General features: G+C 71.6%; 17 protein-coding genes and 1 pseudogene. 9 read left to right on the top strand and 9 right to left on the bottom strand.

Annotated elements, in window-relative coordinates; translation table 11 throughout:
* The first annotated feature begins 71 nt into the window (after nt 1-71).
* Together ABS772_RS03630 and ABS772_RS03625 are read left to right on the top strand one after the other, a co-directional pair.
* Complete coding sequence (locus ABS772_RS03630; RefSeq protein WP_350392243.1) at nt 72-416, top strand: Hpt domain-containing protein; 345 nt, start codon at nt 72-74, stop codon at nt 414-416.
* Between the two features lie 235 nt (nt 417-651).
* The gene (locus ABS772_RS03625; protein WP_108942160.1) at nt 652-972 is read left to right on the top strand and encodes a 2Fe-2S iron-sulfur cluster-binding protein; all 321 of its coding nucleotides are present in this window, start codon (nt 652-654) and stop codon (nt 970-972) included.
* A gap of 31 nt (nt 973-1,003) precedes the next feature.
* Here ABS772_RS03625 and ABS772_RS03620 read toward each other — a convergent pair whose 3' ends face one another.
* Entirely contained in the window at nt 1,004-2,179 is a 1,176-nt protein-coding gene (locus ABS772_RS03620) for a vWA domain-containing protein (protein ID WP_350392241.1), read from the bottom strand.
* Nucleotides 2,180-2,413: 234 nt separating this feature from the next.
* On the opposite strand from ABS772_RS03620, the gene ABS772_RS03615 reads away from it, so the two are divergent.
* The 3 genes from ABS772_RS03615 to ABS772_RS03605 all read left to right on the top strand — a co-directional run bounded on the left by ABS772_RS03615 (nt 2,414) and on the right by ABS772_RS03605 (nt 4,350).
* Nucleotides 2,414-2,821 (top strand): hypothetical protein, encoded by a 408-nt coding sequence (locus tag ABS772_RS03615; protein ID WP_350392240.1) that lies wholly within the window; start codon nt 2,414-2,416, stop codon nt 2,819-2,821.
* 371 nt (nt 2,822-3,192) lie between these two features.
* Nucleotides 3,193-3,729, top strand: a complete 537-nt coding sequence (locus tag ABS772_RS03610; protein WP_350392238.1) for a MucR family transcriptional regulator — start codon at nt 3,193-3,195, stop codon at nt 3,727-3,729.
* Between the two features lie 66 nt (nt 3,730-3,795).
* Complete coding sequence (locus ABS772_RS03605) at nt 3,796-4,350, top strand: SMI1/KNR4 family protein (protein ID WP_350392236.1); 555 nt, start codon at nt 3,796-3,798, stop codon at nt 4,348-4,350.
* 75 nt (nt 4,351-4,425) lie between these two features.
* On the opposite strand, the gene ABS772_RS03600 is transcribed toward ABS772_RS03605, so the two are convergent.
* The 4 genes from ABS772_RS03600 to ABS772_RS03585 all read right to left on the bottom strand — a co-directional run bounded on the left by ABS772_RS03600 (nt 4,426) and on the right by ABS772_RS03585 (nt 9,724).
* Nucleotides 4,426-5,160, bottom strand: coding sequence for a sigma-70 family RNA polymerase sigma factor (locus ABS772_RS03600; RefSeq protein ID WP_026105399.1), 735 nt, complete (start codon nt 5,158-5,160; stop codon nt 4,426-4,428).
* Nucleotides 5,161-5,617: 457 nt separating this feature from the next.
* Nucleotides 5,618-6,439 carry a class II glutamine amidotransferase gene (locus tag ABS772_RS03595; RefSeq protein ID WP_238257733.1) on the bottom strand — a complete coding sequence of 274 codons (822 nt, stop codon included), beginning with the start codon at nt 6,437-6,439 and terminating at the stop codon, nt 5,618-5,620.
* Between the two features lie 49 nt (nt 6,440-6,488).
* Nucleotides 6,489-7,718, bottom strand: coding sequence for a hypothetical protein (locus ABS772_RS03590; protein ID WP_238257731.1), 1,230 nt, complete (start codon nt 7,716-7,718; stop codon nt 6,489-6,491).
* Nucleotides 7,715-9,724: a DUF3341 domain-containing protein gene (locus ABS772_RS03585; RefSeq protein ID WP_350392233.1), complete on the bottom strand. Its 2,010-nt coding sequence runs from the start codon at nt 9,722-9,724 to the stop codon at nt 7,715-7,717. Before ABS772_RS03585 ends, ABS772_RS03590 begins: the two co-directional genes overlap by 4 nt.
* A gap of 436 nt (nt 9,725-10,160) precedes the next feature.
* On the opposite strand from ABS772_RS03585, the gene ABS772_RS03580 reads away from it, so the two are divergent.
* From ABS772_RS03580 to ABS772_RS03570, 3 genes are all read left to right on the top strand, one after another.
* Nucleotides 10,161-12,764, top strand: a complete 2,604-nt coding sequence (locus ABS772_RS03580) for an ABC transporter ATP-binding protein (RefSeq protein WP_350392231.1) — start codon at nt 10,161-10,163, stop codon at nt 12,762-12,764.
* 103 nt (nt 12,765-12,867) lie between these two features.
* Nucleotides 12,868-14,136, top strand: a complete 1,269-nt coding sequence (locus ABS772_RS03575; RefSeq protein WP_350392229.1) for a murein L,D-transpeptidase family protein — start codon at nt 12,868-12,870, stop codon at nt 14,134-14,136.
* A 190-nt stretch (nt 14,137-14,326) separates the two neighbouring features.
* A complete protein-coding gene (locus ABS772_RS03570; protein WP_350392227.1) occupies nt 14,327-15,232 on the top strand; it encodes an MBL fold metallo-hydrolase in 906 nt (301 codons plus the stop codon).
* Between the two features lie 258 nt (nt 15,233-15,490).
* Here the strand turns inward: ABS772_RS03570 and ABS772_RS03565 are convergent, their stop codons facing one another.
* From ABS772_RS03565 to ABS772_RS03550, 4 genes are all read right to left on the bottom strand, one after another.
* Nucleotides 15,491-16,981 (bottom strand): amino acid permease, encoded by a 1,491-nt coding sequence (locus ABS772_RS03565; RefSeq protein WP_350392226.1) that lies wholly within the window; start codon nt 16,979-16,981, stop codon nt 15,491-15,493.
* Nucleotides 16,982-17,146: 165 nt separating this feature from the next.
* On the bottom strand, nt 17,147-17,830 hold the full coding sequence (locus ABS772_RS03560) for a TenA family protein (RefSeq protein ID WP_350392224.1): 684 nt from the start codon (nt 17,828-17,830) through the stop codon (nt 17,147-17,149).
* Between the two features lie 28 nt (nt 17,831-17,858).
* Nucleotides 17,859-18,548, bottom strand: coding sequence for a response regulator transcription factor (locus ABS772_RS03555; RefSeq protein ID WP_238256541.1), 690 nt, complete (start codon nt 18,546-18,548; stop codon nt 17,859-17,861).
* A gap of 10 nt (nt 18,549-18,558) precedes the next feature.
* The gene (locus tag ABS772_RS03550) at nt 18,559-20,088 is read right to left on the bottom strand and encodes an ATP-binding protein (RefSeq protein WP_350392222.1); all 1,530 of its coding nucleotides are present in this window, start codon (nt 20,086-20,088) and stop codon (nt 18,559-18,561) included.
* A gap of 484 nt (nt 20,089-20,572) precedes the next feature.
* Here ABS772_RS03550 and ABS772_RS03545 point away from each other — a divergent pair.
* Nucleotides 20,573-20,980 (top strand): annotated as a pseudogene (locus tag ABS772_RS03545) (hypothetical protein); the annotation flags it as partial.

The raw sequence follows: 20,980 nt of genomic DNA, 5'->3' as shown, positions 1-20,980 counted from the left end.
CACAGGTCGGGGCCGGTCGAACGACCATTCGGTGCCGAAAGCCGTTTATAACGCAGTCGATGAGGACGGACGTGGACGTCGAGAACAAGCTCGCCCCTCTGCTCGATCGCGCCCATCTCGACGCGCAGACCTTCGGCGATGCCGATCTCGCCCGCGAGGTTCTGACGCTGTTCGAGGAGCAGTGCCGCCGGCTGCTGCCGGCCTTGGCGGAGGAGGGGCGCCCGGCGGGGGAGCGGGCCGACCTCGCCCACACCCTCAAGGGCGCGGCCCTGGGCGTCGGGGCGATGCGGGTCGCCGAGGCGAGCGCGGCCGTCGAGACCGGGCTTCGCGGTGACGGCACGGCCGATCTGGACGCGTTGCGGAGCGCCGCGGCGCGGACGCTGGAGACGCTCGGCGCCTTCGGCCTGGAGGCGTGAGCGGGCGGGATTTCGGCGTGCGATGCCGGTCGCACGAGACTGCCGTCGGCGGGCGACGGCGGTCCGGGCGCTCGGGCCGGCGATCGGGGATGCGCGCGCCTTCACCGCCGTCGCCGTCGGCGCGACGGAAAAGCGCCCGCTTGCCGCTTGCATTCTTGCGCCGCCGCCCGCAAGCAGGCGCCACACCGCCCCTCGAAGGATCGCAGGCGGACGCCGACACGTCCCGGAGCAAGGTATGCCCAAGATCACCTACGTCGATCACGCCGGCACGGCCCGCACGATCGATGGTGAGGTCGGCTCGACCGTCATGGAGACGGCGATCCGCAACAACGTTCCGGGGATCGATGCCGAGTGCGGCGGCGCCTGCGCCTGCGCCACCTGCCACGTCTACGTGGACGAGGCCTGGGCCGACAAGGTCGGGCCCGCCGAGCCGATGGAGCAGGACATGCTCGACTTCGCCTCGGACGTGCGCGCGACCTCGCGCCTGTGCTGCCAGATCCGCGTGACACCCGAACTCGACGGCCTCGTCGTGACGACCCCGGCCCGCCAGGGCTGAGGCGTCGGATCGGGGCGCTCTGCCGGTCGGCCTATCGCAGCAGCGCCCGCATCGCCCCGTCCAGCCCTTCGAGCGTCAGCGGAAACATCCGGTCGGAGACGATCCGGCGGACCATGCCGATCGATTGGGTGTAGGCCCAGTGCTCGGCCGGGACGGGATTGAGCCAGACCGCCTTGGGAAAGTGATCGAGCACGCGGCCGAGCCAGACCTCGCCCGCCTCCTCGTTCCAGTGCTCCACCGAGCCGCCGGGATGGGCGATCTCGTAGGGGCTCATGGAGGCGTCGCCGACGAACACCACCCGGTAGTCGGACGGGTAGGTGCGGATCACGTCGAGGAGCGGGATGCGCTCGTCGTGGTGGCGATGGTTCTGCGTCCACACCGCCTCGTAGGGGCAGTTGTGGAAGTAGTAGTGCGCGAAGTGCTTGAATTCGGAGCGCGCGGCCGAAAAAAGCTCCTCGGCCAGTTCCACGTGCCAGTCCATCGAGCCGCCGACATCGAGGAAGAGCAGCACCTTCACGGCGTTGCGCCGCTCCGGGCGCAGCCTCACGTCGATGAAGCCCTTGCGGGCGCTCTCGCGGATGGTGCCGTCGAGGTCGAGTTCCTCGGCCGCCCCCGTCCGGGCGAAGCGGCGCAGTCGGCGCAGGGCCACCCGTATGGAGCGGGTGCCAAGTTCGCGGGAATCGTCGAGATCCTTGAACTCCCGCCGGTCCCACACCTTCACCGCGCGGAATTTGCGGTTGCCGTCCTGGCCGATGCGGATGCCTTCGGGATTGTAGCCGTAGGCGCCGAAGGGCGATGTGCCCCCGGTGCCGATCCATTTCGAGCCGCCCTGGTGGCGCCCCTTCTGCTCGGCGAGGCGCTGCTTCAGGGTCTCGAACAGCTTGTCCCAGCCCAGCGCCTTCAACTCCGCCTTCTCTTCCTCGGTCAGATACTTCTCGGCGAGCTTGCGCAGCCACTCTTCCGGGATGGCGGCGGGCTCGACCGCCTCCCCCAGCGTCTCCAATCCCTTGAAGACGGCGGCGAAGACCCGGTCGAACCGGTCGAGATGGGACTCGTCCTTCACCAGCACGGTGCGGGCGAGGAAGTAGAACTCCTCCACGCGCTTGTCGGCGAGATCGCTCTCCATCGCCTGGAGCAGGGTGAGGTACTCGCGCAGGGACACCGGCACGCGGGCCTCGCGCAGGCCCGTGAAGAATCGCAGCAGCATGGCGTCTAAACGCCCGAGCCCGCCCGGCGGGTCAAGCCGGGGCCCGTCCGACGAAACCGCCGGCACCGCGAACAGCCAAGCCGAGAGTCTTCGACTCCTGTGGACAGCGCCGCTTTCCGGTGGATATCGCCCGATTCCACCTTTGAACATGAGGAACAACCGTCATCTCGGCGGAACTAAGGTGCGCTCGCACAATGCAGGATGAGTCCGTGACTTGACGATTGGATGGACGCCATGCCCGTGGTCTTGCGATCTCTGAGCGATTTCAAGAAATTTCTCCGCAAGCCCGGGGCGACCCTGCAGATCGTCCAGAACACCTTCGTCGACCGCCTGGACGAGGCCTCCCGCGACGCCTATCGCCGCAAGGGGCTGTACGAGCCGCGCACCCTCCGGGCGATGTCGAAGAAGGCCGCCGTCTTCGACGTGAAGGGCCACGACACCACCGTGTGGCTCTACTGGGATCGCGGCACCCGCAACTGGCGCTTCTCCGGCGATACCGTCACGGTCCCGCTCCACGCCACGCTCGGACCGCCCGACGCGGTGGTCTATCGCTGCACGCTGCCGGAAAGGCCGGAGAGGCGCAGGCCGCGCCGCGCCGCCGTCCAGCGCGAGGACGAAGAGATGACGATGCCGGGCATGTAACCTCGGCCGGGGCCGATAGAGTTCGGCCGCACCGACGGGAACGAACGATCTTGGACCTGCCGCATTCCATGAAAGCTGGCCGGTTCCATCGACTGAGATCAGGGATTAGCCCGGATTTGCCTCTCACGATTTGTTGAATGGCCGAATCAGACACCGCTCTTCATGTCTCGGGGCGAACCTCAGCTTGCGCGCACCACCTTGAGAAACCCCATTCTGCCCTCTGATCCGGTCTGATCGCTGACAATATCGGCCAGAGCGAGGCTTTTTCTCGATTTTGCAGTCGTTTTCCGGGAAAACAGGTAGAAACGGCCTTGAAAGTTTTCTAGATCCTTATAGCTCACAAGAACGAGGGGCAAACAGGGTCACATACAATGTCAGAAACAAGTCAGGTCTCACAACACGATCGTATCGAACTCGCTGCCGACCTCGTCTCGGCCTATGTCTCGAACAACTCCCTGCCGTCGCCCGAACTCCCGGCCCTGATTGTTCAGGTTCATGCCGCGCTCGTCGCCCTGTCGGCGCCGCAGGCGCCGAAGGAGGAAGAAGTCGAGCGGGCCACGCCGGCTCAGATCAAGAAGTCGATCACGCCGGACGCCCTGATCTCCTTCATCGACGGCAAACCCTACAAGACGCTCAAGCGCCATCTGACGACGCACGGCCTCGATATCGAGGGCTATCGCCGCCGCTACGGCCTGCCGGCCGACTATCCGACGGTCTCCTCCAACTATTCGGCCGCGCGCTCGGCGCTGGCGAAGGATCTTGGCCTCGGCCAGCAGCGTCGCAAGTCGTCCGCGAAGGCCGCCGCGCCCGTGGACGAGGTGGTGGCGGAAGCGCCGCCCGAGCCGCGCCGCAAGGGCACCGCCTCGGGCGAGGGCCGCAAGCCCGGCGGTCGGCGCAAGGCCGCCTGATCGGAATCGGACCGGCGGGAGCACCCTGCCGGCCGGTTTTCCACGACCGGGGAACGAGGTCTCCACGTGGAGTTTCCGGCCTACGCGGACGCGCTTCGCGCCGTCCACGAGTGCCACGGCCGGTCGGTCCTGCTCGGACCGGGCTGCGACGCGGCCGCCCTCGCGTCAGCGGAGGTCGAGATCGGCTGCGGTCTGCCGGCCGGGCTGAGTACCGCTTGGCGCACCTGCGACGGCAGCGGCGACGCTGCGCTGTTCATGAAGCCCGGCTTCCTGACGCCCGATCGCTTCCTGTCGCTCGCCGCGGCGCGCGAGGCGCGGGACGGGCTGAGGCGGCGGGCGCCCAGCTATCGCGGGACCGACGAGGATGCAGCCCCGCGCGACGACCGAATCCGGTCAGGCCGGTTCCAGGATGGCTGGCTTCCGTTCGCCGGCTTCGGCGGCGGACCGCTCCTGCGGATGATCGACCTCAGCCCGAGCGCGGCCGGCCGGGTCGGCCAGGTGATCGCCTTCACCCACGATCCCGACACGATCGACCACGTCGCCTCCGAGTTCGCGACGTTTTTGCGGGCGCTGCTCGCGACGATCGAACAGGATCCGGAGGCGTTTCTCGAGATATTTTGATGCGACGCCGGTTCGAGCCGAGGCCTGCGCCGCATGCGGTCCGAGTGGCCGGCTCCGCGCCTCAGGCGTCGGGCATCAGGCGTCGGGCATGGCCGACTGGATGAAGCGGTCGGAGGAGAGATCCTCCTCGTCGTAGCCGAGAAGTTCGGCGAGGCGGCCGCGGGCGCGGCTGACGCGGCTCTTCACCGTGCCGACCTTGCAGCCCATGATCGTCGCGGCCTCCTCGTAGGAGACGCCTTCCGCGCCCACGAGCACGAGGGCCTCGCGCTGGTCCGGCGGCAGCTTGGCGAGCGCCGTCTGCAGATCCTCGACGTCGAGCCGGTCGCCCTGATGCGGCGCGGTGGCGAGGCGGGCGGCGTAGGACCCGTCCTGATCCTCGACCTCGCGGACGCGCTTGCGATGGTCCGAGTAGAAGATGTTGCGCAGGATCGTGAAGAGCCACGCGTTGAGGTTGGTGCCCGGCTGGAAGCGGGCACGGTGCTGCCAGCCCTTGAGCAGGGTGTCCTGCACGAGGTCGTCGGAGCGGGCCGGGTTCGAGGTCAGCGACAGGGCGAAGGCGCGCAGGGACGGCACCGCGGCGAGCAGGCCGTTGCGGAAATCGGGATCGACCCGCTCGCCCTGCGCCTTGAGGGCCGCTTCGAGCTTGCCGATCAGCTCGGAGAAGCGGACCGGCGTGTCCTCGCCCGCGCCCAGCGTGTCGTAGACGCTGCGGAGGTGATCGCCGAGATGGCTGCGGATCGAGTCGGAGAGTTTGGGACGGCCGTCAGTCATCGCGGGACGATCCAGGGTCGCTTCGGTATCGTTGCGCATCGGGTACTTCGCGATCGGGTCATTTCGGCAATCGGCGGGGCATCGCAGCACGCGGAAACCGCCCCGGCGAGGCGTTTAACATAGTTGTAGCGCATCGGCCGCGCACCGCACACCCGCGCCGCGCGAAATACTGCCACGCTTGCACACCGGACGGTCGGCCGTCGTCCGAAGGGTGAGATGATCCGTCGATCCTGCGGCGTGAATGCGGCAGATCGGCCGTGCCGGCCGGGTCTTCCAGGGCAATCGCTCGAAAGCGATCACCCTGGTTCTTTACCGGCCTCAGTCGCCGGCGCCCGCCTCCGCGGGCTCAGGCTTTCGCTCCGCTCGACGCTTTCCGGGGCTGACGCCCCGAAAAGCCCGCTGCGCGCGGCGCTCTTGGTCGTGCCCCTTGGCGCGAAGCTGCCGAAGCAGCTTCGAGCGGTTGCCTTGCCGGGTCTCCCGGCCGGAACCGGCTGGGTCAGGCCGCGCCGCGCATCTCGGGCGCCGGCCGCGACCGGCGCCGCGTCGCGCCCTTCATCACCCGCACGGCCCCGTCGGTGAGGACCAGGGTGTCGCCGCGCTCCAGCTCGGTCCAGGTCTCGTCCCGCGTCAGCGCCCGCGTGGCGATCACGGTGACGATATCGGCCTCGGTGGTCTCCTGCGCGAAATCGACCCGCCAATCCTCGTCGATCAGCGTCGCCGTGCCGAAGGGCGCCCGGCGGGTGAGGTAGCACAGCCTCTTGCCGCAATGGGCGTAGAGCACGCGGGCGTCGGTGAGCAGCATGTTGAACACGCCGAGCTCCGACAGGGTGAGAGCGCATTCCGCGATCGCCGCCTCCAGGGCCGCGGCCCGCGGCGGCTTGGGGAACCGCTCCTGGAGCTGCGAGAGGATCCAGCAGAAGGCGTGCTCGCTGTCGGTGGTGCCGACCGGCTCGAACCGGCCGAGGGGCAGCCGCTTCACCCCCTTGAGCTGGCCGTTATGGGCGAAGGTCCAGGGCCGGCCCCAGAGCTCGCGGGAGAAGGGGTGGGTGTTCTCCAGGCTGACGCGCCCGCGATTGGCCTTGCGGACATGGGCGACGACGATGCGGCTCTTGATCGGGTAGCGGCGCAGCAGCTTGGCGAGTTCGGAGCGGGCGCTCGGCTCCGGGTCGTGGAAGGAGCGGCAGCCGCGCCCCTCGTAGAAGGTGATGCCCCAGCCGTCGGCGTGTGGCCCGGTCTCGCCGCCGCGCCGGGCCAGGGCCGCGAAGGAGAAGCGGATGTCGGTCGGCACATTCGCGCTCATTCCGAGCAGTTCGCACATGGTCGCCGGGGTCTTCCGCTTCGCGCAGGATCGAGGGGGATGAGCAAACTTAGGAAGCTTCGGGAGGGCGAACAACCGATTTGCGGCGGGCATCCCCCGCCGCCGCGCCCATGCGCCCCCTCCCGCGCTCCCGCCCCGGCCAGGCGGGGGTGACGGCGAGCCCCGGGATCAGGCGCCGGACGGCGGGCGCCAGCCCCAGAGCCAGCCCGACGAGGCCGGCGAGCGCCAGGAGGTCGGTGAGGCCGAGGCGGAAGCCGCCGCGGAAGGCCGGCGTGACGAACCAGAACAGCTCGGCCCCGTGGACCCCCACCGCGAGCGCCGCCACGAGCCGGGTCCGGTTCTCGCCGGGGCGCAGGGTCAGGACGGCGGCGAGCGCCACGACGGCGGCGGCGGTGAGCGCCAGGACGCGGCCGTAGAAGCTCGAACGCAGACCGTACCACGCGGCGGCCGCCGGGTCGGCGGCGGCGCCGAGCATCAGGAACTGCACGGCGTGCAGGCCGGCCCAGACGAGGAGCAGCACGGCGAGCGGGGTCAGGCGGTCGTGGCGGCGCCGGGCCGGCCCGACATCGGGCGGCGCGAGGAGGATCGCCGCGGCCAGCGCGAGGCTCGACCACGCCGCGAGCACCAGCAGGCCGAAGGCGCTGGCGTGGAAGCGCAGGCCGGGATCGGTGCCGGCCGCCATGACGAGATCGCCGGCCGCCAGCGTGCCGACCACGGTGTGGAGGCCGAGGCCGAGCACGGCGCGCCCGTCGTCGATCCGTCCGGCCTTGGCCCAGGGCTCGCCGCCGCGGCGGGCGAAGAGGAGGGCGAGCCCGGTCCAGAGCGCGAAGTAGAGGCCGAGGCGGCCGGCGAGGAACAGGGGCGTGTTGCCGAGGAGGACGAGCGGCCCGTCCGGCCCGGCGCTGCCCGGGGCCGGGTAGAGCAGGGCGGCGGCGAACGGGATCGGCAGGGCGAGGATCGCGGCCACCGGCATCAGCACCAGCAGGCCGCGCAGGGTCTCCAGCAGGGCGGTCTCGGGCTGCGGGCGCCACGCATCCGCCCGCTCGATCATGATGGCGACGGGCAGCGCCCCCGCGGGCAGGGCCAGGAGGCAGGTCCAGGCGGCGAGATACGAGGGCGCGAGCCGCGGCAGCCCGGCATGGTGGAGCGCCAGCAGCAGGCAGAGGAGTCCCGCGGCGAAAGCCGCCGCCGGGCGGCGGGCCGGATCGAGGAAGTAGCCGGCGGCGGATTTCGCGCCCGCCGCCTTGCGCGCGGCCCCGCCCTTCTCCTCGGCACTCACCGCGGCTGCCCCGACGCGGCGGGGTCGTAGAGCGCCAGGGGACGCCCGGCCGCCGCCGGCAGGGCGTTGAGCCGCCGGGCGAGGGCGGCCGGGTTGAACGATGCCCCCGAGGGTCCGGTCGCCGGCTCGATCGCGAGGACGAAGCGTCCGGCGAGGGGGGAGGGCGGGACGCGGCCGCTCCGCCCGATCCTCAGGGCCGCGACGAGGGCGATCCCGAGCCCGAAGACGCCGCCCATCGCCGCGGCGGAGAGGGCGGGCACCGCCGCCATGGCCCAGGCGAGCGGCCAGGAGGGCAGCCAAGCGGTCGGCCAAGTCGCCGGCCAAGTCGCCGGCCAAGTCGCCGGCCATGCGGCTGGCCAGGAGGGCGGCCAAGATGGCGGCCAGGAGGCCGAGGAGGCGAGGGCCGCGACGTCGGCGAGCCCCCCCGGCATCGCGTCGGCGAAGCCCATGGCTCGGACAGCGAGGAAGGCCGCGGCACCGAGGAAGGCGCCGGACAGCGCGAAGCGGTTCAGGCTCGGCTCCCGCGCGTGCAGGGCGGCCGAGGCCTCCGGCATCGGCACCGGGCCGAAGGCATCGAGTCGCGACGGCGCGTCGGGCCCCCAGAGCCCCCGCACCGCCTCGGTCAGTTCGGCCTCCGAGGCGAAGACCGCCAGAAGGCCCGGCCGAGGCTCCCGACCCGGCGACGGCTCGTCCCGGACATCGAGCCCGGCCCGCGGTGCCCGCAACGCCGCGCCGGGGTTGTGGGCGAGGGCGAGTTGCCGCGTCTCGGCGATCGAGACCGGCGGCACCAGACGGAAGAGGAGGAGCAGGCCGAGGGCGAACAGCCCGGCGGAGCCGATGGCCCCGGCCGCCGCGGTTGAGAGGCCCGCGAGGTCGGTCCCCGCCGTTCCGATCGGCGCGGCGAGCACGTGGTCGGCGCCGAGGCCGGCGGTGACGAGGGCACCGATCAGGCCCAGCGCGAGGGCGCTGCGGCGGACGGGGGCGATCCAGAACAGCTGCGTGGAAAGAAGGCCGGCGAGCATGAGCGTCCAGAAGGCGGGGGCCTCGTCGCCGAGGAGCCTGCGGGTCAGGCGGGCCCGCTCGGCCGCATCGCCGTAGAGGAGCGCGGTGACGATCTCGGTGACGTGGCAATAGAGGGCGGCGAGGCCGAAGGCGAGGATCAGCCGTCCCAGGATGTCGAGGTGGCGGCCGGTGATGAGGCCGTCGAGCCGGAGGCTCCGGCGCAGGGCCACGGCGAGCGCGGCGGTCAGCCCCGCCCCCGAGAGCACCGCCTCGACCAGCAGGGCGACCGGGAGCAGGGTGTCGTGCCGATCGGTGCGAAGCGACGCGGCCAGGGCGAGATCGAACAGAGCCGCCACCGCCGCCAGGATGGCGAGCAGGGCGAACCCTCGGCAGGCCCGGTCCCAGGCACGCCATTGCAGCGCCGAGCCGCACCAGCCGGACGACAGCGCGCGGTAGAGGCGGGCGCGGCGGCGATCCGGCCCCGTCGCGAGCCCTGTCGCGAACCCCGTGGCGAGGCGGTCGCGCAGAACCGCCACATCCGGCAGCAGCGCCGCCGCCCAGAGCCCGCCTCCCGCCGCGAACAGGGCCGCCAGGCTCACCCAATGGAGCGGCAGCGGGTGGAGCGCGGCGAGACCGGCGCAGAGCAGGGCGGCGGTCTGGGCCAGCCGGCCGATCGCGCAGCGCCACGCGACCCCCGCGAGCAGCAGCAGCCCCGAGATCAGCAGGCATCCCGCGGCGAGCCCGATCCACCAGCCGGCCGCGGCCGCGGCGAGGGCGGCGGGCACGGCCGGGCGCAGGACGGCCCAGAGGACGACGAGAAGGAGCGCCCCGGCGAAGGCGAGCCGGCGACGGCCGAGGGGCGCGACCACCGCCTCCGTCAGCGCCGCACCGATCGAGAAGACCGTCTCGCCGGCCCCGATCACCGGCGCCCCGTAGAGGGAGGCGGCCTCGGATCCGGGCGCAGATCCGGCCTGGGAGGCGGGCTGGAGGACGCGTTCGCTCATCGGCTCACCCGCCCGCCATCGGGCGCCCGCGGCCTTCGCAGGGAAGGGGCGGGGCAGGCGCTGGAATGTCTCGCACGACCATCCGGCATCGTCCGGTGAGAGGGAGGGTTTAGGCCCGCCGAACGGAATGGCCGGGAACCCGCGCGAAAGGCAGGCCCTTCGCGAGGAAGACGCCGGCACGCCCCACCCGCCATGTGCTCTCCCGCACCAAAGAGCAACGCGCCCGCGGGAATGCAATGCGACACGCGGGCCGGCCGGGCTTGCACCGCGGCATTTCCGTGCGAAGAGGACGGTCCGTGACGGCCTCCTCACGCGCCTGCCCGCCGGACTTGCCCCTCACAGCGCAGAAGCCTTCGCCCGATGCCGCTTCCCACCGCCGCGAACCCGCCCGGCAAGGCTCCTCCCGGCAAGGCTCCTCCCGGTGCCCGGAATGCCGATGGAGCGTAACCCCGTCCGGTTCGCCTTCGCCTCGTCGCCGCGCCGGCACGCGGCGGCGCTCGGGCTGGCGGTGGGTCTGGGGTTGCCGCTGGCGCTGTTCGTGCTGCTGTGCCTGCGCGACCTCATCGCGGTCCTCACCCGCAGCAGCCCGGAGCTTCTGCCGTTCCTGCGGATCGCCCTGCCGCTGCCGGGACAGCACGGCAGCGAGGCGGCGATCCTGTTCCAGGGCTGGAGCCTGTCGCCGGCCGAGCTGCCGCTGATCGCCCTGAGTTCGCTCGCCGCCGCCGCCCTGCTCCTGGCCGCCCTCGGCGCGGCGGTCGCCTTTCTCTGCTTCTCCGTCCAGGCACGGGCCACGGCCCGGCTGCGGGCCCGGGCCACCGAGGCGATCCTCGCCTCGCCGCCGGGCGCGCGCGAGGATCTGCGGGCGCTGCCCGGCCTCGTCGGCCAGGCCCTGACGCGGATGGGCTCGCTCGCCGCCGTCGGCATCGTCGTGCCGGGCCTGACGCTCGCCGCGATCCTGCTCGCCCTGACCATGGCGGAACTCGCCGCCCCGCGCCTCGTGCCGGTGATCGCGCTGCTCCTCGCCGCCGTGGGGCTGGCCCGCGCCCTGCTCGCCAGCCGCACCGCCGCCCGTCGCGGCCTGCGGCGCGCCGACACCGCCGCGACGGAGGCGGGCCTGCGCGACCTGATCCGGCGGATGCCGGCGGTGCGCGCCCACGGGGCGGCGGCGTTCGAGCGGCGGCGCCTCGGCCTCCGGGCGCGGGCGGCGCGCAACGCCCTGGTGCGGGCCGAGGCCCGGCTCGCCTACGCGCGGGCCCCGGCGCTCGCCCTGATCGTGATCCTCCCCGCGCTCCTCATCGCCACCGCCCTGTGGCAGGGCGAGGCCGCCACCGAGGCCGACAACGTCCTGCCCGGAGCCCTGGTCGCCGCGGCCGGCGCCTTCGTGCTGGCGGCGGCCCTCGTCGCCATCAGCCTCCGGCTGTGGAACCAGTACCGGGCGGTCTCCCCCCTGTTCCGCACCATCGCCGAGACCCTGGACGCCCTCGATCCGCGCCTGCCGGGCGACCGCTCCCGCGCGGCCGCCCCGTTCCCGGAGGCGGGCGCCCTCGTCGCCCGCGGCGTCGGCGCCTACGATCCGGGAAGCGGCGAGCGGCTGACCGGGGTCGATCTCGCTCTGCCGATGCCGGCGCATGTGGCGATCGTCGGCCATCGCGGCAGCGGATCGCGGGCGCTCGCCGCCCTGCTCGCCGGGCAGATCGAGCCCACCGCCGGGTCCGTCACCTACGGCGGCATCGACCTGCGCGCCCTCGATTCCGCCGAGCGCGCCCGGCGGATCGCGCTGGCCGGCTCCGAGGCGATCCTGATCGAGGGGACGCTGCGCCAGAACCTGCTCTACGGCGCCCGCAGCGGCGACCGGGAGGCCTCGGGCCTGGCCGAGCGCATCGCCATCCTCAAGCTCACCGGCCTCGACGCCTTCGTCTACGAGCGGGGCCTGGAAGCCTCCGTCGATCCGGAGGACGATCCCGCGACCGCGGCGGCGATCGTCGCTGCCCGCCGGGCTGTGCGCGAGGCGCTGGCCCGCGAGGGCATGGCCCGCCTCGTCGAGCCGTTCGACCCGGCCCGCTACAACCACCAGGCGGATATCGGCGAGAACATCCTGTTCGGCGAGGCCGTCAGCCCGGCCTTCGCGCAAGGGCGGCTCGCGGCGCATCCCTACTTGCGCGCCGTGCTCGAAGCGGAGGATCTGACCCGGACGCTGGTCGATGTCGGGCTTCAGGTCGCCCGCTCCACCGTCGAGATTTTTTCCGACCTGCCCGACGATCACCCGCTGTTCGAGACCTTCTCGCTCTTCCCGGCGGCGGAGCGGGGCTATTTCGAGGATCTGGTCGCGCGACAGCCCGAGGCCCGCGGCTTCCGGCGCGGCCCCGCGGGCCACCGCGACCGCGAGCGGCTGATCGGGCTGGCCCTACGCTACAGCGAGACGCGCCACCGCTTCGGCCTGATCGACGCCGCGCTCGAGGAGCGTCTGGTGGCCGCCCGCCACTCCTTCGCGGCGATGCTGCCGCCGCGCTACCGCGAGAAGGTCGAGTTCTACGATCCCTCCCGGCTCACCGCGGCCGCGAGCCTGGAGGAGAACCTGCTGTTCGGCCGCATCACGCAAGGGGAGGCGGGGGCCGAGGGGCGGGTGCGCTCCCTGGTCCGCCGGGTGCTCGCCGAGCAGGGGCTGGAGCCCACCGTCTACCGACTCGGCCTCGCGGCACGGATCGAGGCGGGCGTCGCGGTGGCGGGCCAGGGCCAGCGCGCGGTCCTGGGGGAGGGCGCCATCGGCCCGCGCGAGCGGGTGGCGATCGAGTTCGTGCGCTGCCTCGTGCGCCGCCCCGACATCCTCGTGGTCGGCCTCTCCCTCGACGACCGCAAGCCCGACGAGATCACCGCCCGCATCGAGCGCCTGCGGGCGCTCCGCGCGGGGGCGGCCCTCATCGTCTGCCTGCCCGACGAGGCCACCCTGAACCGGCAGGCGCCGTTCGACGCCGTGCTGCGGGTGGAGCGCAACACCGTGGTGACGGGCGATCCTCAGGAAACCGCCATGGTCAGCGCCTGACGGCTTTACCTCTCCCGCAAAACCGCCCCAAAGCTTGGGCACGAACCGGTTTTCGTCGCCCGTGGGCGCCGCCGGTCGATTCCGGCCTCGATCGAGACGGTGCATGCTCTCCCCGAACGGACCCATCGCATCGTTCCGAAAGGTGGTTGCCGGCTTTCGGGATCCAGGACGATGCGCGAGTCGCTTCGCCAGGTCTCGCCTGCGCTCCTTCGCGCCGGCCCTGATCGGGCTGCTGGTCGCCGCCTGGAGCGCGGCCGCCCTGGCCGACAAGGCGAGCGCGCCGATCCCCGCCGCGACCCTGGCGCTGATGGCGGCGCGCGGGACCGACGCCGCCGCGCCGATCGTGCTGCGGGCTTACAAGCGGGAATCCGAGATCGAGGTCTGGAAGCGCAACGCCGCCGGCCGCTACGTGCCGATCAAGACCTATCCGATCTGCCGCTGGTCCGGGCAGCTCGGGCCGAAGACCAAGACCGGCGACCGGCAGACGCCGGAGGGGTTCTACACCGTGGCCAAGAGCCAGATGAACCCGAACTCGCGCTACTATCTCTCCTTCGACATCGGCTATCCCAACGCCTTCGACCGGGCGCACGGCTCCACGGGCTCGGCGGTGATGGTTCACGGCGTCTGCTCGTCCATGGGTTGCTTCGCCATGACGGACGCGGTGGCGGGAGAACTGTTTTCCATTGCTCGCGAAGCGTTCTCCGGGGGGCAGCGCGCGTTTCAGTTCCAGTCCTTCCCGTTCCGCATGACCGCCGCGAACATGGCCCGGCACCGCACCGACCCGAACATCGCCTTCTGGCGCCAGCTGAAAGAGGGCTCCGACCGCTTCGAGGCGACCGGCGAGGAGCCGGTCGTGAGCGTCGCGGGCGGGCGCTACGTGTTCGCGCCCTCGTCCGACCCGGCCAAGGAGGCGGCCTTCGTCGCCCTGCACAAGGACGAGACCGACCGCATCGCCGGCCTGGTCGAGGAGGGCGCGGCGGCCGTGCGCACGACCTATTCCGACGGCGGGCAGCACGCCTTCTGGGCCGCGCGGATCCGCCAGGGCTTTCCGGTGGGCGACATCAGCCGGCCGGAGGCCCTCGCCTATGCCGGCCAGGAGATCGTGCTGATCCCCGCCCGCCGCAGGATCGCCCCGCCGCCCGTGCCCGAGGCGGTCTGGGCCGCCTGGATCGGCATGGAAAGCCCGTCCCTCGCCGTGCGCGTCGCGGATTTCGTGCCGTCCTACGAGGCCGGAGTCTCCCGCCTCCCGGCGCCCGTCACGCGCTACGCGCAGACATGGCCGAGCCTCGCGCGTGCCGCCATCGAGGCGGTGATCCCGCCGCCGGACTTCGACCGGACACAACCCTCGATTGAGAAGGTGGCGCAGCGCTGACCTGGATTCGCTCAAATCGGCGTGTGCGAGCACGCACATGGACCCGAATGGCGGGCACCCATCTCACCACTGTACACTCCGTGCCCGAAGAGGGGCCGAAGGACAGCCGCGAAAACGTGCGCGGATGCGCACGGCGGCGCCGCTGCTACCCGAGAAAGCCCGGCATGAGGCCGGGCATTGGTGCCGATCGATGACCCTGCCATATCCAGCCAAGGACGACGCCCTCGTCCTGCGTTTCTGGGGCGTACGCGGCTCCACGCCGGTCAGCGGCCCGGAGACCGCCGAGTTCGGCGGCAACACGCCGTGCCTGGAGATCCGCTGCGGGGATCGTCTGTTCGTGATCGATGCCGGCTCCGGCCTCGGCGCCTTCGGGCGCAGCTGCCGCGATGCGCTTCCCCAGAACATCGACCTGCTGTTCAGCCACCTTCATCTCGACCACACGGCCGGCCTGCCCTTCTTCAAGCCGGCGGTGATGAACTGCGGATACACGATCCACACCTATTGCGGGAATCTCGACGGCGCCAGCGCGCAGGACGCGCTCGACCGGCTGTTCTCGCCGCCGCTCTTTCCCGTGACGCTCGACGTGCTGCCCTGCACCTTCAAGCATCACGGCTTCAAGGCGGGCGAGTCCTTGACCTTCGCCGACGGCATCCAGGTCGACACGATCCTGCTCGACCACCCGCAGGGCTCGACCGGCTACCGCTTCGATTACGGCGGCAAGCGCCTCTGCGTGATCAGCGACATTGAGCACGGCGTGAACTGGCCCGATCCGGAGCTGTGCCGCTTCGTCGAGGGGGCCGACCTGCTCGTCTACGACGGCATGTTCACCGAGGGCGAGTATCCCTGCTGCAAGGGCTGGGGTCATTCGACCTGGCAGAAGGGCGTCGAGCTGGCCCGCGGCGCGGGTGCCAAGGCGCTCGCCATCATCCACCTCCACCCGGCCCATTCGGACGTGCAGCTGCGCAAGGTCGAGGCCGAGATGCAGGCCGAGATGCCGACCGCCTTCATCGCCCGCGAACGCCAAGCGATCGAGGTGGGCCGCCCGCTCGTCGGACTCGCCGAGCCGCCGATGCTGGCGCTGGCCCGCCGGGCTTGAGGGCTCGAAGGCCACGGCATTTCGGCCCGAGATCCGGGCCGCGACGCCACTTCAGAATTGACTGAGGTAAGACGGATTCCGTCCGTTCTTCCCGGTTTCGCCTCTGTCCTTGCGAGGCGCAAGCTGTGCCGATCCAGTCCGCGACCTCTCCGGATCGGTCGCGCGCTGGATCGCTTCGGCTCCGCCTTGCGATGACGCAACCGAATGACAGGACAAGCGACCGCTCGCGGTGATGCGAGCGGCCGGTCCTGGCACGGATCACATCGCCGTCGTCGCGCGCGCCCCTTCCTCGCGGCCGATGCGGCTGTGCTTGCGGCTCCAGGCGAAGTAGATCACGAGGCCGATCGCCAGCCAGATGATCAGGCGCAGCCAAGTCTCGCCGTCGAGCGAGAGCATCATGCCGAGGCAGAACAGCGCGCCGAGGATCGGCACGAACGGCACCAGCGGGGTGCGGTAGGCGCGCGGCGCGTCGGGCTGGGTGCGGCGCAGGATGACCACGCCGGCGCAGACGAGGATGAAGGCGAGCAGCGTGCCGATGCTGGTCATGTGGCCGAGCTGCGAGATCGGCAGGAAGCCGCCCAGCGCGCTGGTGAACACCATGAAGAACAGGTTCGAGCGGTAGGGCGTCTTCCACTTCGGATGGATCGCCGAGAAGAAGCCCGGCAGCAGCCGGTCCTTCGACATGGAATAGAACACCCGGCTCTGGCCCAGCAGCAGCACCAGGATCACGGTCGAGAAGCCGCAGATCACGCCGAAGGTGACGAGGCTCTTCAGCCACGGATAGGGGGTCGCGGCGATCGCGGTGTTCACCGGGGCGGCGTCGCCCCGCATGGCGTCGTAGTGGACGAGACCGGTCAGCACGAACGCGAAGGCGATGTAGAGCGCCGTGCAGATCGCGAGCGAGCCGAGGATGCCGATCATCATGTTGCGCTGGGGATTCTTGGCCTCCTGCGCCGCGGTCGAGACCGCGTCGAAGCCGACATAGGCGAAGAACACCACGCCGGCCGCCCGCATCACGCCGCTCCAGCCGTACTCGCCGAAGGTGCCGGTATTGGCCGGCAGGAAGGGGTCGTAGTTCTGCGCCTTGATGTAGAACAGGCCGACCCCGATCACGGTCAGCACCACGGCGAGCTTGATCAGGACCACGATGCCGTTGACCCGGGCCGACGAGCGGATGCCGATGATGAGCAGGGCCGAGGTCAGGACCACGATCAGGATCGCCGGCAGGTTGACGAGGCCGTGCGCCACCGTGCCGTCGGCGAGCTGATAGGTCTCGAACGGCGAGTGCACGAGCGAGCCCGGCAGGTTGATGCCGAGGGTGTCGCGCATGAAGCGGGTGACGTAGCGCGACCAGCTCACCGAGACGGTGGCCGCGCCGACCGCGTATTCGAGCACGAGATCCCAGCCGATGATCCAGGCGATGAACTCGCCCATCGTGGCGTAGGTGTAGGTGTAGGCCGAGCCCGCCACCGGGATCATGCCGGCGAGCTCGCTGTAGCACATGCCCGCGAGCGCGCAGCCGATCGCCGCGATCGCGAAGGAGAGCGTCACCGCCGGGCCCGCATTCTCCGCCGCGGCGATGCCGGTGAGCGAGAACAGGCCGGCGCCGATCACCGCGCCGATGCCGAGGCCGACCAGGCTCCAGGGGCCGAGATGGCGTTCCAGCTTGTTCTCGCCGGTTTCCGCGTCGGCATTGAGCCGTTCCAGCGTCTTGATCCGAAAGAGATCGCTCGCCAAGCCTGACGCCATATCCGTCCTAACCCCCCGGTTCGGCGACCCCGCCCCTCGCGAGAGGGTCTGCACGACGTCGCGCCTCATAGATCAATCGCGAAACCGGCGCGCGCGCAACGGCCGGCTGTGACAATACCGTGCAAGGAAACGGCCAGGATGTACCGGTCCGGTGCCGGATTCGTGTCACAGCGGCCAGGAAACGTCGCGGTAGGCCCCGTCCCAGAACAGGTATTCGAGGCGGGTGGCGTGGGCGTAGGCCGCGTGCATGCGGGCGCGCAGGGCGGGCGCGGCGTCTGTCGCCGCCTCGTCGGCGGCGGCGATCATCGCGGCCACCGCCTCGCCGAACTCCTCGCCGGCATAGGTGTCGATCCAGGCGCGGTAGGGATTGTCCGGGGCGGCGCGGGCGAAGATGTCGCGGCCGACCTCGGCGTAGATCCAGAAACAGGGCAGGAGCGCCCCGAGCACGACCTCGTAGGGCTCGGCATAGGCCGCGGCCGTCAGCCACGCCACGTAGTGGTCGCAAGCCGGCGAGAGCGGCGTCGCCGCGAAGGTCCCGGCATCGATGCCGTAGGTTTGAAAGAAGCCGCCGTGCAGGGCGCGCTCGACCACGATGGCGGTCTCGGCGCCGCGGGCGAACTGCACGATCCGATCGGGATGCGGCGCCTTGGCGGCGGCGAGCGCCAGCGCCCGGCCGAAGCCGATGAGGTAGTGGGCGTCCTGCACGATGTAGCGGCGGAAGCGTTCCGGGCTCAGGGAGCCGTCCGCCAGTTCGGCGTTGAACGGCATCGTCCGGATGGTCTCGTAGGCCGCGCGGTTGCGCTGCCACGCCTCCTGTGAGAAGCGCCCGGCGGAGACGGTATCGGCCAACATTGAACTCCGTCGTTCCGGGAAAGGATCAGCCCTGCCGCTGCGCCTGGGTCACCGCCACGTGGATCAGCTCGGCGAGCGTGCGCACCCGCAGCTTCTGGCGCATCTGCGAGCAGGCGTTGGTGACGGTCTTGTAGCTGACCGAGAGGTCGGCGGCGATGGCGCCGTAGGACTTGCCCTGCGCGAGGCGGGCGAGGATCTGCTGCTCGCGCGGCGTCAGCTGGGTCTCCGGGGTGCGGCGCGGGTCGGCGCGCAGCATGGCGACCTCGGTGGCGAGCCGCCGGTCGAGATAGACCTCGCCCGCGCGCACCCGCTCGAACGCCTGGAACAGCTCGTTCGAGGCGTGGTCCTTGAGCACGTAGCCGAGGGCGCCCGCCTCCAGCGCCCGCGAGACGATGACCGGATCGTTGTGCATCGAGAAGACGAGGACGCGGGTCTCGGGCTCGACGGCGCGCATGCGCCGGATCAGGGCGAGGCCGGCGAGCCCGCTGCCCTGGAAGGTCAGGTCGCAGATCACCACCGGCGGGCGCAGGCGGTGGAAGGCGCGGTAGCCGGAGACGACGCCGGTCGCCTCCACCACGGTCTCGATCCCCGCATCCTCCAGCACGCGGCGACAGCCCTGCAGGACGATGGGGTGATCGTCGATGACCAGGACGGGGACGGGGCCGCCCTTGCCCGACGCCGCTTTCATCACGGGACTGCTGACCGGCGCGTTCATCTTACACGCATCACTTGAGTTGCGGCGCGGCGGGCGGAGGCGGAACCTCGCTGCCGTCGCGCTCGGGTTCGATCGGAAGGGTGATCCGGACAACGGTTCCGGAGGTGTCGTTGTCAAGGGACGCCGCGGCGAGGCCGAGATGGCCGCCGAGCGCCTCGACCCGCTCGCGCATCCCCGACAGGCCGAGGCCGACGCGGTGGCCCGGTGCGATGCCGGTGCCGTCGTCCTCGACGCTCAGCCGCAGGATCGTCACGCCGGCCGCGTCGGTCTCCTCGGCCACGCGGGCCCGCACGTGGCGGGCGCCGCCGTGGCGCACGGCGTTGGTGCTGCTCTCCTGGATGCAGCGGAAGACGGTGAGATCGACGATGTCGCCGTAGCCGCGGGCGAGCCCCTCGAACGCGCCCTCGAAGACGGTCTCGGGATGACGCCGCTGGAAATCGCGCAGGAGCAGGCTGAGGCAGTCGGCGAGCGGCACCTCGCCGAGCCCGTGCGGGCGCAGGCGGTTGAGGAGGTCGCGGTTGAGGACCTGGACCTGGCCGACGATGCTGCCGATGTCGCCGGCGCGCGCGGCGAGCCGGCCGCGGTCGATCTCGCCGGGGCTGGCGGCGAGCCGCGCCACGGAGGCCGCGTTCGCCTCCAGGGCGAACAGGCAGGGGCCGAACTCGTCGTGCAGTTCGAGGGCGATGCGGGCGCGCTCGTCGTCCTGGGCCGTGAGGAGTTGGCGGTTGAGGCGGCCGTTGGCGGCCCGCGCCTCGGCGAGGGCCCCGGCCACGCGGTTGAAGCGCTCGGCGATCACCGACAATTCGCGGGAGGCGGGCGGATCGAGATGGGCGGTATAGTCGTGCCGTTCCAGCCGCGTCAGCCCCTCGGCGAGGCGGCCGAGCGGCCGCAGGATGCGCCCGAGCGCGAGGTAGAGCGCGGCCAGGACCGCGAGGTTCAGGATCAGGCTGGCCAGCGACAGCGAGCGGGCATAGCCCCAGACCTCCTCGATCTCGTCGAGGGGCTGGGTCGTGATCGCGGCGGTGCCGATCCGCTCGCCCCGCACGAGGATGGGCAGATCGTGCTGACGCGGCTCGGGGGCGATCAGCCGGACGAACCAGCGCGGCGCCCTGCGCTGTTCGCGCCCCTGCTCGGAGGGGCCGAAGCCGACGCGCCGACCGTCCGCGTCGAGGATGGCCACGCGCACGTGGCGCAGGGCCTGGAAGCGCAGGTCGAGGGTGTGGAGCACGCTCTCCGGGCTCGGGCTGCGCAGGGAGCGGATGGTGTCGGCCACCAACGGCTCGACGGTCGCGAGGCTGGCCGCCATCTCGACCTGCACGGCTTGGCGCGCGGTCAGCACGATCACGCCGCAGGAGACCAGGGCGGCGAAGAGATCGATGGCGAGAACGACCAGGATCAGGCGCGTGCGGGTCGACCAGCCGGCCCAGAACGGCACGGCCGCGCCGCCGGCCCGATCCTGCGCCTCGTCGGAGTTGGGATCGGCCGTCGGGTGCGCCGTCATCGGCGACAGATCGGGTTGCGTCGCGGCGGGTATCGGCACGGGCCCTCGCGGTCGGTCAGACCACCGTCCGCCGAGGGCGCCGCGGACCCGTCAGGCCCGGGACAATTCGGCAAGCCGACATCGGATAAAAGTCTCAGATCTCTACTCTTTCGGCACGGACGGCACCGTGGCCGATCCCCGGACGAATGTCCATGCCGGGTCCAGGCCGCAGCGCCGCACGGCCCACTGATGTTTCTCTTATGATCGGTGGCCTCCGATCTCCGGCCGCGGAAAACTGCGCGCGGCGCCGACCCGGCTACACGCTCCGTTAAACCGCCTTCGTTAAGATCGTCCGCGAGAACAGATCGGGGCGAGACTTGTCCGCGGCAGGCGCCTTCCGGTCAGGTTCGGCCGCCCCGCAGATTCCGCTAGAATCATGTGGATGGGCGGCGCCTGAATTCTGTTCAGGCCCCGCCGGACATCTTGCCGCCGCATTGCCGAGGCCGTGTTGTTGCAGGGGTACAACGTGCAAGAGGCCGACCGCATGTCGGTGGCGATTCATCCGTCCGAAACCCGCCCGTCCGAGGCGAGGGCTCAGGCCCGCTTCCGGCTGCCCGTCGTCGCGGGCGTCGCGGGCGGGGGCGTCGCCCTTCTCGCCTTCGCCGTCGGGGCGTTCTCGTTCTTCTCCGATCTCGCCGATCCCCGGACCCGCCCGGCCCGGATCGCACCCGTCGCCTCGCAATGGCCCGATCTGAAGGACGGCGTCCCCGCGCTGGCCCCGGCCACGGCCGGAGCGCTGCCGGAACCGCGCCGGGCGAGCCTTCCGGCCGTCCCGGCCGCCGAGCCCGCGCCGCCGGCTCCGTCCCCGGCACCGGTCGCGGCCAAGGAACAGGCCGTAGCGCCGGTGCAGGTCGCGGCGTCGCCGCCGCCCCCCGCCCGCTCGCCCCTGCCG

This window comes from Methylorubrum podarium (genome assembly GCF_040270385.1).
Taxonomy (GTDB): domain Bacteria; phylum Pseudomonadota; class Alphaproteobacteria; order Rhizobiales; family Beijerinckiaceae; genus Methylobacterium; species Methylobacterium podarium.
Note: the sequence above shows the minus strand (reverse complement) of the source record. Positions and strands in the feature narration are given on the sequence as shown.